A 14,455-nucleotide genomic window follows, 5' to 3' on the forward strand; every position below is an offset into this window, starting at 1 on the left:
AAGCTCATCGAAATCGCGGGCAATCTGCGTCACTCCACCTCGGTGCATTTCGATGAACCTCGCACGCGAGACGGGTCCGACATACGCCGGTCCATCGGGGCGCCCAGCAATAAGCCACGAAAGCGCCAGCTCATTGCCGAAGTCAAAGAAGATGGGCGCATGACTACCTGCCCAGTCCCGCAGCAACGCGCACTCATCCGAGCGCACTTGCACGATCGGTAGGTTTGCAGCAAACCGTGCGCCGTTGTTCACCGCCTCGATGAATTGTTTTCCATCTCTCTTTCGTCTTGTTCCATCCACCACCCAGACTAGCTTCGGGTAGAACGCATCGCGAGACCGACGCTCTTCGGGCTTGATGTATGAATGTTGGAACTCGATCACCCAACCACGCTCGGTCTTGACATCTGCGATGTGCTTCATACCGTTCTCGGCTGGATGAACAACCTCCTGCCACTTCGCAGGAAACTGTCCTTTCCAGACGCGGTGCCATTCGGTTTCGTTCTCCCACCAAGGGTCACAGACGCGACTTCCTTGGTGAGCCCAGTGCCAAATCCTGACTTCACCGCATTTTGCAACCATCGGGTGACCGCAACTTGGACACTCGCCCGAAAGATTGGGCTGAGCCTCTTGGCGCTGTCCATTGATGACTGCAAATCTCATGTCCGAGTCATATCCGACTCTTGGTCGGTTATCTCGCAGTTTCTCTGTGGCGCATAACGCTGCGGTTCAGGGGCGATGGGCGAGCGCGGACGGTCTGGGTCCGCTGCGAATCCGCCGCCCACCGTCGCCTGCAAGCGCGTGTTTGACCTACCGCCGCCCATGTCGAATCCTTTGCTCGTCTGACGGGGCATAACTGATGCGGTTCAGGTCGCCTGGCTTCTCGTTACCGTAAGGCGTCCGGCTCGTGTAAACCTCATAGTTCGAGGGAGGGAAATGTTTGGCTCCCCAGGTAGATCGGTACTTCGAACTCGATCTCGACTCGGGACTCTGTCTACGTGGGGGACCAGGTGATCGGAGGTTCGAACCTGGCTACCCTATGCAAGTACCTGGCGCGTAGTTACTTCGTCTCTTCGTTGCCTCCACGGCCGCTGGGATAGCTACCCGGCCGGGACGACCTTTACCGGGGCAGGACTCTCACCTGCTGGAACAACGCGCCTTTACTCACGGCGCACGTGGACCAACTTCACTCAGCAGTTTCATCGCTTTGTAGACGGAGCCTTCACTAGACTAGGCAGATTCATTCGAAACCCTACCATCCACTTCACTAGTTCATCCTGATTTGTTCTGTTAAACGGGCCTCTGATATTGTAATGAACAGATTCCTGCCAGGTGTCAAACCAATACTCATAGTCGTAAGCATTATCGAGACTTGCCCGGGTCGCCAATCGGGGAGAGATTCGAATAGTTCTGAGCTTCTCGAGCTCACCTTCCAGCGCCGCATAATCGATAACTGAGCGCTTAACATCGACCTTGAACTTGTTCGAGATGTCTTCGCCCTTCACGTTGGGATTCTCAGCCACCATTTTGGCGATAACCTGAGAAAGGGAGGCATTTTGTGGACCAGATAGGCTGTACTGTAGAAGCTCGCATTTTGCACCCGGGTATATAACCGCAACTAGTTGCGTATCAGAGTCTCCAAATCGAAGGACCATCTTCGTAAAATACGGGATAGGCGTCACTTCCAACGGAAAAAGGATATCAAGAACTCGGGCTTTCATATTTAGATGGCGTGCTCCGGGCTCCGCACTCACAGTTCCAGCGAAGAGAACACAAATGATCAACTCACACGCCAGAACAATACGTCTATTCATGGATACACTCCCTGCCTAGGGGCGTAATTGTATATATCTACTTTCGTTTGGGACAAGGAATCGTAGGTCATCTTGACTTGGCTATCCATCAGACCATCGCTGGGATCCAGGTCGTCCACGGCCCGGGTCACGCGGCCCAGCCCATCGTACTCCAACACTTGCTGCTTCGTGCCGTAGACCGAGGGGGCTCCGCTACGGTTGATGTCTTTTTGATCAAGGCGGTGGAGCTCGTCAAAATGCCGGGTTACTACGAGGTTGGCAGTTGCTTTCACTTCATTCCAGGTTGTGGGCAAGGAGTCGATGTTATAGACCGGTTCTGTGGCCGGTTTAGCGCTTTCGATTCAGAGGGCCGCTTGGTAGCTCCTTTCGTACTCCAGGGGAGAGGCGTAGTCAAGGCTAGGCGCGGCCAGGCCCATCCCCGGAGCTGCGCCGGGGCCTTCCGCTCCTTAACACCTGAGGGCTCGCCCAGGCCTCCGATCGTCTGGCCTAGGCTGGGATTGGTCGCCTTTTTCTCGGGCTCATCCGAAGTCTTGATGCCCTGCCGCTGCTTGAAGTAAACTGCGGTCCCTCATACTTATCTTCAGGAGTCGCCATGCCCCAGTGGACGGAGAAGCAGCTGGAAGAGTTCTCGGCGCTCATCAAGAAGGAGCGCGAAGCCCTCAACGAATTCGAGCACCTGATGCGCCTCGTGCGCGATCAGTCCGAATCGCTCGAGACCATTCAACCGCGGATCCAGGAATTGTTGAAGACCGTCAGCGAAACGACGACCCGGCTCCAGAGCTTCCTCGAAGCCGCCCCGGGGAAGTAGAGGTCCCGCAGGGAGTTTCCGGCGATCCCCATCCGCTTGCCAGCCGTCTTGCGGGGCCTAGATTATCTGGGTGAGGTATCCCAGGCTCCCGAGCGCTTTCCTTCTGTCGCTTCTCTTCCATCAGGCTCTGGCCGGTTCTTCTCCGGCGGGAGCCACCGAGTCCCCGGCCTGCGGCGCTCAAGACGGGCGCTGTCCCGAAGCCGGCCGCCGCTGCGCGGATCCGGGTTGCGGGCGCGGCGCCGATCTCTGCCTGACGCAACGAAGAGAGCGCCAGGGAGAAGAGGGAGAGTGGATCTTCCGGAGCTATTCCTTCGATCGCTTTCTCGGCCTCAATCAGGTCTCGACCCCGCGAAACGAGCAGCGCGCGCGGATCGACCCGGCGACGCTCGGGCAGATCGAGCTCCTCGAAGAGCACTCGGGAGCGATGCTGGAGGGGTACCTGGTCGGCGTGCGGCGGATCAAGCGCGCCAGGAAGACATGCTCCGACGTTGCTCGCGGGACGAAGCGTCTGGAGACGCTGGAGATTCTGATCGCCTCCGCCCCCGGCGCGCCCCGGAGTCTCGCTATTCGCGCCGAGGTGACGCCGGGAATCCGCCTGCGGCACCCGTCGTGGACGTACGAGCGGCTCAAGCATTGGACAGCGAAGGGGCGTTCCGACGCTCCCCGGATCCGGATCCGCGGTTATCTCCTGTACAACAACGTTCGGGGAGGCGAGGTCGGGGCGGGGAGACGTCCGACGGCTTGGGAGATCGCGCCCGTCACCGAGGTCTTCTTCTGTCCTTCCGATTGGAAGTGCGGGCCCTCCGACGCCGAGGGATGGCTCGAGCTGGAAACCCTCTGACCGTTCCCGGTTGGTCTAGTGCTAGCGGCTCTTGAGGAAGGCCCGGACGGCGGCGTCGGCCTCCTGGCGCGTCCAGAAAGCTTCGCGGAAGGCCGCCTCGTGCGATCCATCCGTCAAGGGGAGCTGGAAAATCCGGATGTAGATGGCGCCGACGCGCTCCGTCTCGCGAACCTCGAACGTGTTGCCGGCCATGGTGCTGACTTGGCGCCGGCGCGTCGGCAGGGCTTCCAGCTCGTACTCGGCCGCTTCGGGAGGGATCCCCTTCTTGCGCGAGCGAGCCGGCGGCGGGGCCTCCGGCTGCGGCGCGGCCGCGGCCCGGGCCGCGGTCGCATCGACGAATTCCAGCCCCATCCCCCCCCGCAGGCTCCTCTTGAAGGCGGGGGGAAGATCCCTCGCCCAGCGGACGACCCCCCGGACCGTGAGGGCGCCGTCGGGATATTCGATCTGCAAGACGAGGACGGTATTGGGCGGGTAGATGATGCTGGCCTGGAGGTAGATGCCGCTTTCGGAGACGTCCTGCGTGTAGCCGGCATGGGCCAGATCTCCCGGCCCGAAACGGACCTGCAACCTCTTCCGGAGGCGCGTGTGGCGGCGCCGATCTTTTCCATCTCCCCCGCCGGTCACGGGAGATTTCCGCCGCGCTTTCCACCGCCGGAATTTTTGCTCATCCCCTCTTGACCACGGCTGCTCGCGGGAGCATATTGGCGTCTCTTCACTTCAGATCACGATCAGGGGCCGGAACGATGAAGATCTTCTGTCTTTCCGAGAGCTTCTCGATTCGCGTCGGCCGAAGGGGCATCTGGATCTTCGCCCCGGCCATCTGCGCCGACCCCATCTATCTCGACGACCGGCGCTTGGCCGAGATGGGCCTCGGCCTCCTCGCCACCCGCGAGGGCGGCAAAGGCTCCCCGCCGCCCGGCGGAGTATCGGAGCCGAACCGTTTCATCCAGTAGTCCATCTCCTCCTGGGAGGAAACCCCCGGCTTCTCGCCGCTTCCCGGCTTTTCGCCCGGCGCCCGGCGCATTCGGCGAAGAAAGGACTCGGAGGAGATCCAGTGGACTCCCTCGGCCTGGGCGATTCTTCCGATGTCTTTTCGATCCGACGTCACGACCGTCACCGCGCTGCGGCGCTTTTCTTTGACGATCATGTCCAGGATCATCTGATCCGCCGTCTGCGGAAAGCGCGAGAATCGTACCTCGACGCCGGCCGGCGAGGTTCCTTTGCCGGTTCTCCCTTCGTTTGCCCGCCCGTCGAAGACGACGACGATCTCCACGTCACCTCGGCGGTAGGCCCCGACGGCCGCGATCAGTTGCTCGCGGGCCGCTTCGAGGCTTCTTTCCGCCTGGCTCTTGAGCACGCCGTCCTTGTGGAGGAGGTTGTAGCCGTCGATCAGGATCTTTTCCACCGGCGCGTTATAGCACGCGCTCCGGGGCCTCGCAACTCCTCCCGTGCCTTGACTTGGATCGCCTGGGCGGCATACCATGTCGCTCCTTCGCAAGCGTTCCCCAGGTGCAAGCGCTCTGCGTGGCGCCCGCGAATGGGCCGCTTCGAGTCCGATACCGGGCATGGGAGGGTTTGATGGCAGAGCCGAAGGCGGGGCGGAGCCGTGCGGGAGGCTCCCGGTCCGCCGAACCGAAGAACGTGACGACCGATCTCATCCCCGCGCATCCCCTCACCGCACGGCAGGCGCTGATTCAGGTCGCCCTCCTCGTGGGCATCCCGCTGCTGTTGCTGCTGCTGTTCCGATACCTCCTCCACCGCTTCTTCCCGGAGCTGGGTTACTGAGATCGGCCGCGTCTCGCTTTCCGGTCCACTTCCCGGCGCCGGAAGCGCATTGACAGCTCCTCTCCCCTTTGATTACCATGAACCCCCTGAAGGGGTTCCTGCGTCGAGCCTCGAACCCCGACCCCGCCTGTTTCAAAGTTTGCTGAACTCGGCCCGCCGCTTTGCGGCGGGAGCCCCGGAGGTTGTGGCATGGCCCAGCAGTCCGGAGATCCCCCTTCTTCGGTCGAGGTGCGCCCGGAGCGTCAAGACAAGCTCGTGGCTCATTTCAAGGACGGGGACGTGGCCCGCGGCTATTCGCTCGACTTCCACCCCGAAAAGGACGTCTTCTTCCTCATGACCTGGGACGGCGAGGTCACCTCGTCGCGCAAGATCCATGTCGACCAGCTCAAGGCCCTCTTCCACGTGAAGACGTGGGGCACTCCGGGAGGACACTCCGATCGCCGGCGGGAGTTTCTCACGGAGATCGAATTGGAGGGGGTGTCCCGGGAGAGCGCCTCGAAGACGATCGTGGAGTTCTACGACGGGGAGGAAATCTGGGGGTACAGTCACGGCTACCATTCGCCGGCCCCCGGCTTCTTCCTTTTTCCCGCCGATCCCGAAGACAACAACCGGAAGATATTCGTCGTGCGATCCTCCCTGGTGAACATCCAGTTCCTGGACAATTGAGGCTCCGATGAGGAAGCGAGGAATCGTTCGCGCGGCGCCGGCGCTGGTGACCCTGGCCCTCCTGTCGCTTCAGGCTTCCCCGGCGCTCGCCCGCCCCAGCGAGTTCAAGGTCCTTCTCCATTTTCTCAACCCGGATGGGCGGGAAGAGACGGTCAGCGCCGGCAACTTCCGTTTCGTCTATTACGATCGCCGTTTCATCCACCATCCGCGCGGCATCGGCCATAAAGGCGATCTGGAGATCCGGGACCTTCCGAGAGAGGTCCGCTCCCTCCAGGACGAGGACTTGAGGCGCCTGAAATTCGCCAAGCTCCGCGAGGTCCGATTCGAATATCGTCCGGAAAACGGCAAGGAGCACCTTCGGATGATCGCGACCTGGAAGTCCCGGCGGCGGAAGCCGGTCGACTGGCCGGGCGATTTTCTCCGGAACGCGAACACCGCGCGACTTCCCCATTTCCGGGCGAACGTGTCGGGGAAGGAGAAGGATATTCCGGTTCCGCCTTACGTGAGACCGGCCCCCCCCGCCGAGCCGATCCTCGTCCAGATCGACTTCGTCTCCGCCCAGCGGCGCCGCTGATTGGCGATCCGCCCACGCCATCGGCCCGGAGCCGGCCCGATGCCGCGGCAGCCCGAGCCGAGCCACCCGCACCGCCGGCTCCTTCTGCTGCTTTTCTTCCTCTCCGGCTTCGCGGCTCTGGTGCTGGAGATGGTCTGGGCGCGCCGCCTTTCCCTGCTGACCGGCAGCGGCTTGCGGGCCTCCGCCGCCATCGTCGCCCTGACGATCGCCGGGCTCGCCCTCGGGGCCCGGTGGGGCGGGAAGCGCGCCGACAGCTCGCCGAGCCCGCTTCTCGTCTATGGCCATCTGGAAGCGGGGGTCGCTCTCGTGGCGCTCGCGACTCCTTTCCTGTTCCGGCTTCTCCCGCGTCTGATCCTCCAGCGCTTCCCGGGCGAAGGGATGCGGCTCGACCTCGGCGCCGGCGCTCTTCTCGCCGCGGCGGCCGTCCTCCTTCCCGGAACTTTTCTCATGGGCGCGACGACGCCCTTCCTGGTCCGTCACGGTTCCGTTCATTGGGGCGCTTCCGGCCCGATCCCGCCTGACGGCCGGGCCGGGAGGCTGCTCGGCTCTCTTTACGGCTGGAACACTTTGGGAGGCTCGTGCGGCGCCCTGGCCTCGGTGTTCCTCATGCTGCCATTGCTGGGAGTCGGCAAGACCACTCTTGCCGCGGGCCTCATCGATGCGGGAGTGGCCGCGGCGGCCATCCACCTGGCGCGCCGCCTCTCCCCTTCGGCGGGAGTCGCGCGGCCCTCGGAGCCGGCCGCCCCTCCCGGCGCCGCTCCGCCGGCGGCTTGGCGGCCGCTGATTCTCCTGGCGCTGTTCGCCGCCGGCTCGCTGGGAGGAATCTGCCAGATTGCCTGGACGCGCCTTCTGGTGCTCCTCTTCGGATCTTCCGCCCACGCGCTCGGGCTCGCCCTCGCCGTGGACTTGGCGGGATTGGCCCTCGGCTCGGTCTGGGCGGCGCGCCGCCTTCGGCGCGGGGCGGCGCCCCGGACGCTCGCGGCGGCCCTGTCGACCGCCGCGGGACTGGCGACCGGAGTCTCGATCCTGCTCTGGGGGCGCGCCCCCGCCCTGCTGGTCCTCGGCTCCGAGAAGCTGGGCCACTCCCTTTGGGCGTCGTCGGCCTTGCAGGTTTTGGTCTCGGCAGGGCTGCTGCTGCCGATCGGCTTCGCCTTCGGGGCGCTTCTTCCCGCTCTCACCGCCCTGCTGGGCGGCGCCGCCCGGCGTGACGGACGCGACGCCGGGGACGGGGTCGCGGTCGATTCCTGGGGAACGGCTGCCGGAGCTCTCGGTGCGGCGTTTCTCCTTCTGCCAGCGGCCGGCGTCGAGTGGACGCTGCGCCTGTCCGGGGTCGTCGAGGTCCTTCTTCTCCTTCTCCTCTTCGCGTCGCGCCGGGGCGCCCCGCGGCGGCTCTGGCTCGGAGCGGCGGCGGCGATCCTGGCGCTGCTGCTCGCGGCGCCGCCCTGGAGCCCGGCGCTGATGACGTCGGGGCCTCTGCTGTACGCCGAGACCTACGGCCGATCGGGCGGAGGGATCGGCTCCATCGAGGAGTCGATGCGGCGGCGGGGAGCGCTGCGGTTCCTCGAAGAGGGTCCCGAGGGAACGGTCACGGTGCGCGAAGGAGCCGGAGGGATCCTGTCGCTTCAGATCAACGGCAAGACCGACGCGTCGACCGGCGGCGACCTGCCGACCCAGCTGCTGGCCGGAAGCCTGCCGGCAGTGCTTCACGCCCAGCCGCGCACTGCCCTCGTCATCGGGCTCGCCAGCGGCACCACCGCCGGCGTGCTTACCGGCGGGCCGGCCCGGCGCGTCGATTGCGTCGAAATCTCCCCGGCGGTGACGCGCGCCGCGGCCCTCTTCGCCTCCGTGAACGGCGGAGTGCTCGAAAATCCGCGCTTCCACCTGGTCCGAGGCGATGGCCGCGCCTACCTTCAACGCGTCGCGGCCCGCTACGATCTCATCGTCTCCCAGCCGACGAATCCCTGGATCGCCGGAGTCACGAATCTCTTCACCCGGGAGTTCTTCGCGCTGGCGCGGGAACGGCTCGCTCCCGGCGGTCTCCTGACCGTCTGGATCCAGGGCTACCGGATCGACCTCGCCGACTTCCGCAGCGCCGTCGCGACGTTTCTTCAGGTCTTCCCGGAAGCGCAGCTCTGGGAGGAATCGGCGGCGGGAGGCGACTACTTCCTCATCGGCCGTAGAGGGGGGGCCTGGCCCGGCTTCGAGGCGCTCGAGAAGGGGATCGGGAAGGAGCAGTCCGCCCTCTCCCGGGCCGGGATCCGGGACCCGGCCGATCTGCTCGCCCGCTTCGTCGCGGGACCGGCGGGACTGCGGCTCCTGGCCCGGGGCGCGCCGATCGTCACCGACGACAATCTGCGTCTCGAGTTCTCGGCACCGCGCGCCCTCTGGAGAAACCGGCTGCCGGAGCTGATCGCGCGGCTCGAGGAGGTTCGCGAATCGGCGGTGGCCGTCTTCCCGCCGCCCGCGGCTCCCGAGGGAGACCCCCTCAGGAGCCGGCTCGAGGAGGAGCAATCGCGGCGAGCGAGCCGCATTCGCTTGGCGCTGTCGCTGCGGCAGTCGGACTACGAGATCCTCGGAACCCCCGAAATCTCCGCCGCGGCCGCGTTGATCCGGAGCGGCCGGGCCGACGCCGCGCTGCCGCTGCTTGAGAAGGCGCGCCGGCAGGCTCCACGCGCGCCGTCGCTGGCTCTCCTCGAGGCGTGGATCCGGCTCTCCCGCGGCGAGGTCGCGGCGGCCGGCCGGGCCTTCCACGAGGCTTCCGATCTCGATCCCTCCTCCGGCGAGGCGCTGAACGGAGAAGGGCTCGTGGCGTGGCGCCTCGGCGATCTGGCGCGGGCCGCTTCACTCTTCCAGGCGTCCGCCGGCCTGGCCCCAGAGGATCCGGAAGCCTCCAACAACCACGCTTCGGTTCTGCTGTTGGAGGGGAAGGAGGCGCCGGCGCTGGCGATTCTCGATCGGGTCGTCGCCGATCATCCCCGCTACGTGCCGGCGATCATCAACCGCGGCGTAGCCCTGGCGCGTCTGGGGCGGCTGGGGGAAGCGGCATCGGACTATGGGCGCGCCCTGGCGCTCGAGCCGTCGAACGCCGACGCCGCCTACAATTTGGAAAGGCTTCGGGTCCGGGAAAAAGAGCGCTAAGGGAGTCAGCGTTTGGCAGGGGGTTTCGCGGGGGTCGCGGGCTTTCCGGGCGACGTGGCGGAGGGCTCCGGCTTCGGTTTCTCCGGCTTCGGCTTCTCCTCGGCCACTTTCAGCGCTTGCGCGCGGACCCGCCCCCATTGGTCGGCGGGGACGAGGAACAGCGGGGTCCAGGCCTTGTCCCGCAGGGCGATCTTCTCCTTCACGGCCGCCGTCCCCACTTCGATGACGGCCGCAGGGCTCTTCGCCTCGTCCTTCTGCCAGAATTCCAGGGTCGACTGTGGCCGGAGCAAACCGTACCGCCCCAGGTCGTCGCCGGGACGATCGTCGAACGAGTCGGCTTTCAGATCGGAGAGATCCCGCAGGAGGAGATCGACCGATTCATCCGACACCGTTCCGGGGGCCGGTGAAGCCCGCGTCCATTTCCGGTCGTCCTTCCGCTGGAGGTCGAGAGGCGCCGCGCCGACACCGCCGATCCTGAGCCGCGAGATCTCCCAGCGGGAAAGGGGCAGCACCTCCTTCTTCCTCAATGCCGCCGCGGAGAGCTTTAGCTTCGCGGCCACCGTATCGGGAACGCGAACCAGCGCGCCGGTCGAGGGGTGGAGCGTGTAGAGGCTTCCTCCTTCCGTTTTCCCGAAACGCAGCTCCTTCTCCCCCTTCCATTCCTCGCCCGACAGGACGACGCGGACCTCCGGCGGATCGAGGCCGCGCTGGGCAAGGGCGGAGGGAGTCGGATGCTCGTCGACGAATTCGCTCACGGAGAGCCTCTCGAGCGCGCCGGCGAGGTCGGCGACGCCGGGGTCGTCGGCCGGAGCCGCGACCGGCTCCGCGAGACGCCACTTTCCCCCAATCCGCGCCAGCGAGACGGTTTCCTTGCCTCTCTCGAGCCGCAAAGCGCTCAGGCGCGACGGATCGAACTTCAGAAACGACTTGTCCCGCAGAGACAGGAAGGTGGCGCTCTCGAGAGCCGGGGCGCCCGAAACGACCAGGATCTTCGCCGAGCCGTCCCGGCGGGCGTAATTCCCCCCTCCGGTCGGCGCCTCCGCGCCCAGCGATATCGCCGGCAGCTTCCGGCCGCCGGCGAGAGCCTCCACGCGGGTCCCGGCGTCCTTGAGCCCGTACGGCGCCTCGTCCGCTTGCTTTCCGAGATCGTGCAGGATGCGGAGATCTTCCAGAGCCCGGACGGTCCGGTCGACCGCGTCGGGATCGGGATCGGAGGGAAGGGGCTCCTGGATCCTCCATTTGCCCGCCACCTTCTCCAGCCGCACGCGCTCTCCGGGGCGAGTCAGCGTCACGCCGGTGACGTCGCCGGCCTTGACCTGCAGCAGATGCTCGCCGGCTTCTTTTTCCTTCTGCTTTTTCTCGCCGCCTTTGATTTCGACGAGATAGACGTAGGCGGCCAGCCCGGCGAGGATTCCCAGGGCGATGAGAGGGTTCCGAAGCTTCACAGCTTCCGTCTCCGGAACCAGATCGCCACGCCCACGATCAGGATGGCGGAGGGCGTCACGAGCAGCGAGACGATCCAGATCAGGCTGGCCTGGCGCTGCGTCAGGGTGACCAGGGAGGGGAGCCGGGACTTGGGAGGGACCGCGACGAGATCCTCCTGGCCGCTGAGCCAGTTCGCGACGTTCAGGAAGAGTTCCCCGTTGCTCGTGCCGCCGAAGTAGGCGTTGCTCGGGAAGTCGGAATCTCCGAACACGACGAGGCGGCTCTCCGCTTTCGCGGGCTTCGCGGCGCCGGCGGCGGCCGGCTGCGGCTCCGCCCCGGCGGAGCGCGTCGCCACGGCGGCCACGACGAGCGGTCCCGGCTTGTCGTTCGGATCCATCCGGAGCTTCCCCGTGGGAGCCTCCTTCTCGTAGCTCATCTCCCCCCAGGAGAGGGGCGTCGTCCGGGCGAGCGCCTCCAGGCTCACCCCCGCCGGCGGCGGGGTCGCCAGGGTGAGGGAGGTCGCGAGCGGATAGAACGTCTGATAGCCGAACCCTTTGGTGATCGGGTGGGACTCGTAGCCGTCCCCCGGCACCATCGGGATGTCGGCCTTGCCTCCGAAAAGGGCCGAGACACGGTCGATGATGAGATCGTGCGCGAAGGTGATCCCGTAACGGGCGAGGAGCGGCTCGAGGCCCGAGTCCTGCCCGGGATCGAGCAGGATGGCCGCCTTGCCTCCCTGATCCAGATAGGCCTGCAGCTTCTCCGATTCCGCCGGGAGCCACGGCTTCCGAGGACCCGCCACCACGACCGCGGCGCAGCGATCCGGGACCCCCATCGCCGGGGAGAACGACTCCACCTTCGTCTGCTGCTTCTCCACGGCCGCCTGGAACGAGGAGAACCCTTGCGGCCCGGTGTCCTTGATATCCTTCTCCCCGTGCCCGATCGCGAAGCAGAGCGTCTTGACGGAGTCGCGGGTCACCTTCAGGATGCCGTTCGTGAGGGCTTCCTCGTCGCCGGTGACCACGGTGCTGCTCTGGCTCCCCGATTTCAAGACGACCGACTGCTCCTGGGTGATGCCATCGGCCTTCGCCTCGGAGGGATTCTTGAGGGGGTCGATGAACCGGACGCGGAACTTCTTGGGCGCCTGATAGTGATATTCGTCGAGGAGGTCCTTCATCTTCCGCTCGGCCGCCGTGCCGCCGTAGTAATAGGCCCGCGCCTCAACTTCCCGCGGCAACCCAAGCAGGATCTTCCCCGTCTGCTCCGACAGGGTGAACTCCCCTTGCGCGCTGAGGTCCTTCCGCAGGTGATGACGGGAGGAAAGGAAATTCAACGCGACGAGGACCAGCGCGACGATGATGACGTAAGCGACGTCGGCCGTCCCCTCGCGCGCCGCACGCCCTTTGAGCAGGCTCAGGATTCCCTGGGCGTTAAGCGCCACGCCCGCCAGGACCAGGAGAGCTCCGAGGCCCAGGAGGATCGCGGCGGCGACTCCCCGGTCGGGAAAGACGAGCTTCACCGCCCCTCCGGCGAGGAGCACCAGGAGGCCCGACGGAGCCGCGAGCTTCCTCAGGACCTCCAACGCCTCACCTCCACCGATGGGAGTCCACGACCCGCTGGGCCAGGAACAGCGAGAAGAAGATCATCGACAGGTAATAGACGACGTGGTGGGTGTCCAGGATTCCCTTCGAGAAATCGGGGAAGTGCTCGATCACCGAAAGATTCTTGAAGAATCCCGCCGCCCGCTCCCCGATCCCCCCGACGTTCTTCTCCATCGCCGACATGAACCACAGGACCAGCAGCGCCCCAACGCTCAGCACGTAGGCCAGGACCTGATTGTCGGTGAAGGACGACAGGCACAGCCCCACCGCCAGGAAGGAGGCCCCGAGCAAGAACACCCCGAGATAGAGCCCGCCCACGATCCGCAGGTCGGGCTGGGACACGAACGTCAGGACGAAGACCAGCCCGAGGCTCAGCGCCAGCATCGCGGCGAACACGACCAAGACGCCGAGGTACTTCCCGACGACGATCTGGCTCGAGGTGACGGGCGAAGTCAGGATCAGCTCGCTGGTACCCTGCCGCCGCTCTTCGGGCAGCAAGCGCATCGTCAGCGCCGGAAGGAGAATCAGGAAGAAGACCGGGACGAACCCGCCGAACAGGGGGCGCACCACCTGCTCGTTGACGTTGAGCTGCTGGAGCGCGTAGGGGTTGCTGCCGTAGATGAGGCATTCGTTGGCGAAGGAGATCAGGTTCAGGCTGAAGGAAAGCCCGATGACGAAAGTGAAGACCGCCAAGATGAGGTAAGCCAGCGGCGAGACGAAATAGCTCGCCAGCTCCCGGCGGGCGATCCAGAAGACGCTTCTCACGCCACTCCCCTTTCCTCGCCCGTGAGCTGAAGGAAGACCTCCTCCAGGCTGGAGCGCACGGGGCTGACCTCGACCAGGGGCCAGCGCTCGGCGAGCGCCCGCTCGAAGATCCGGCGGCCGATCTCCGATCCGGTCCGGGCCTCCACGAGAAACCGGTTGGCCGCCCCGTCCTCCTGAATCACCGACTGAACCCCGTCCAGCAACTCCAGCCGCGAGCGCAAGGCGCCGCCCGACGCGTCCGCGAATTGGACCGAGACTCTCTCCGATTGCTGCAGTCTCTCCGCCAGGCGGGCCTGGCTGTCGAGCGCCACGATCCGCCCTTCGTTGATGATCGCGACCCGATCGCAGAGCTTCTCGACTTCGGGGATGATGTGGGTCGAGAGGATCACGGTCTTCTCGCCGTGAAACGATCGGATGAGATTCCTGATCTTGAGGATCTGCCGGGGGTCCAGACCGACGGTGGGCTCGTCCAGGATCATGACCTCGGGAGAGTGGACGATCGCCTGAGCGATCCCCACCCGCTGCTGGTATCCCTTGGAGAGGTTCCCGATGAGGCGGTTCGCGACCTCGGTCAGGCCGCAGCGCTCCAGGACGGACGCGATCCCCGCCGCGACGCGGTTTCCGGGAACTCCTTTGATCCGGGCGACGAAGGCCAGATAGGAGCGCACCGTCATCTCCTTGTACAGAGGAGGGTGCTCGGGTAGGTAGCCGATCCGCCGTTTGACTTCGCGCGGGGAGGCCACCACGTCGAGCCCGGCCACGCGCGCGGTGCCCGACGTCGGCGGCATGAAGCCGGTCAGGATGCGCATCGTGGTCGTCTTGCCGGCGCCGTTGGGGCCCAGGAAGCCGAGGATCTCCCCCTTCTCAACGCGGAAGGAGATCCCGTCGATGGCCGTGCGCTTCCAGTAAGCTTTCCGGAGATCTTCGACTTCGATCATCGGGGCCGGGGGCTCGCTGTTGTGATAAATGCTTTGCTTTTAGTCACATCGGTAAAAACGGGCGATACTATAGATCAAGGTTTTCGGATTTTCAACACCTTGC

Annotated in this window: 14 protein-coding genes; 6 read left to right on the forward strand and 8 right to left on the reverse strand. The window is 65.4% G+C overall.

What is annotated here, in order from left to right; translation table 11 throughout:
* Positions 1-660, reverse strand: a 660-nt coding sequence (locus tag VGR67_06645) for a competence protein CoiA family protein (GenBank protein ID HEV8336071.1), incomplete at its 3' end; no start/stop codon positions are given.
* A 536-nt stretch (positions 661-1,196) separates the two neighbouring features.
* A complete protein-coding gene (locus VGR67_06650; GenBank protein HEV8336072.1) occupies positions 1,197-1,811 on the reverse strand; it encodes a hypothetical protein in 615 nt (204 codons plus the stop codon).
* Between the two features lie 592 nt (positions 1,812-2,403).
* Between VGR67_06650 and VGR67_06655 the strand changes: the two genes are divergently transcribed.
* Positions 2,404-2,619 carry a hypothetical protein gene (locus tag VGR67_06655; GenBank protein HEV8336073.1) on the forward strand — a complete coding sequence of 72 codons (216 nt, stop codon included), beginning with the start codon at positions 2,404-2,406 and terminating at the stop codon, positions 2,617-2,619.
* Positions 2,620-2,689: 70 nt separating this feature from the next.
* Positions 2,690-3,460 carry a hypothetical protein gene (locus VGR67_06660; protein ID HEV8336074.1) on the forward strand — a complete coding sequence of 257 codons (771 nt, stop codon included), beginning with the start codon at positions 2,690-2,692 and terminating at the stop codon, positions 3,458-3,460.
* A gap of 21 nt (positions 3,461-3,481) precedes the next feature.
* On the opposite strand, the gene VGR67_06665 is transcribed toward VGR67_06660, so the two are convergent.
* Positions 3,482-4,084 (reverse strand): PilZ domain-containing protein, encoded by a 603-nt coding sequence (locus VGR67_06665; GenBank protein ID HEV8336075.1) that lies wholly within the window; start codon positions 4,082-4,084, stop codon positions 3,482-3,484.
* A gap of 211 nt (positions 4,085-4,295) precedes the next feature.
* On the reverse strand, positions 4,296-4,865 hold the full coding sequence (locus VGR67_06670; GenBank protein HEV8336076.1) for an NYN domain-containing protein: 570 nt from the start codon (positions 4,863-4,865) through the stop codon (positions 4,296-4,298).
* A 173-nt stretch (positions 4,866-5,038) separates the two neighbouring features.
* On the opposite strand from VGR67_06670, the gene VGR67_06675 reads away from it, so the two are divergent.
* The 4 genes from VGR67_06675 to VGR67_06690 all read left to right on the forward strand — a co-directional run bounded on the left by VGR67_06675 (position 5,039) and on the right by VGR67_06690 (position 9,623).
* Positions 5,039-5,245, forward strand: a complete 207-nt coding sequence (locus tag VGR67_06675) for a hypothetical protein (GenBank protein ID HEV8336077.1) — start codon at positions 5,039-5,041, stop codon at positions 5,243-5,245.
* A gap of 189 nt (positions 5,246-5,434) precedes the next feature.
* Positions 5,435-5,911 carry a hypothetical protein gene (locus VGR67_06680; protein HEV8336078.1) on the forward strand — a complete coding sequence of 159 codons (477 nt, stop codon included), beginning with the start codon at positions 5,435-5,437 and terminating at the stop codon, positions 5,909-5,911.
* 7 nt (positions 5,912-5,918) lie between these two features.
* Positions 5,919-6,485: a hypothetical protein gene (locus VGR67_06685; GenBank protein HEV8336079.1), complete on the forward strand. Its 567-nt coding sequence runs from the start codon at positions 5,919-5,921 to the stop codon at positions 6,483-6,485.
* Positions 6,486-6,524: 39 nt separating this feature from the next.
* Complete coding sequence (locus tag VGR67_06690; protein HEV8336080.1) at positions 6,525-9,623, forward strand: fused MFS/spermidine synthase; 3,099 nt, start codon at positions 6,525-6,527, stop codon at positions 9,621-9,623.
* 5 nt (positions 9,624-9,628) lie between these two features.
* Here the strand turns inward: VGR67_06690 and VGR67_06695 are convergent, their stop codons facing one another.
* The 4 genes from VGR67_06695 to VGR67_06710 are packed head-to-tail and all read right to left on the reverse strand — an operon-like array spanning position 9,629 to position 14,352.
* Positions 9,629-11,068 carry a DUF4340 domain-containing protein gene (locus VGR67_06695; GenBank protein ID HEV8336081.1) on the reverse strand — a complete coding sequence of 480 codons (1,440 nt, stop codon included), beginning with the start codon at positions 11,066-11,068 and terminating at the stop codon, positions 9,629-9,631.
* On the reverse strand, positions 11,065-12,630 hold the full coding sequence (locus VGR67_06700; GenBank protein ID HEV8336082.1) for a Gldg family protein: 1,566 nt from the start codon (positions 12,628-12,630) through the stop codon (positions 11,065-11,067). Before VGR67_06700 ends, VGR67_06695 begins: the two co-directional genes overlap by 4 nt.
* A 4-nt stretch (positions 12,631-12,634) precedes the next feature.
* On the reverse strand, positions 12,635-13,414 hold the full coding sequence (locus tag VGR67_06705; GenBank protein ID HEV8336083.1) for an ABC transporter permease subunit: 780 nt from the start codon (positions 13,412-13,414) through the stop codon (positions 12,635-12,637).
* Positions 13,411-14,352: an ATP-binding cassette domain-containing protein gene (locus VGR67_06710; GenBank protein HEV8336084.1), complete on the reverse strand. Its 942-nt coding sequence runs from the start codon at positions 14,350-14,352 to the stop codon at positions 13,411-13,413. The genes VGR67_06705 and VGR67_06710 overlap by 4 nt, the downstream gene beginning before the upstream one ends.
* Between the last annotated feature and the right edge of the window lie 103 nt (positions 14,353-14,455).

The sequence above is a fragment of the Candidatus Polarisedimenticolia bacterium genome, from assembly GCA_036004685.1.
In the GTDB taxonomy this organism is placed as follows: Bacteria; Acidobacteriota; Polarisedimenticolia; order Gp22-AA2; family AA152; genus DASYRE01.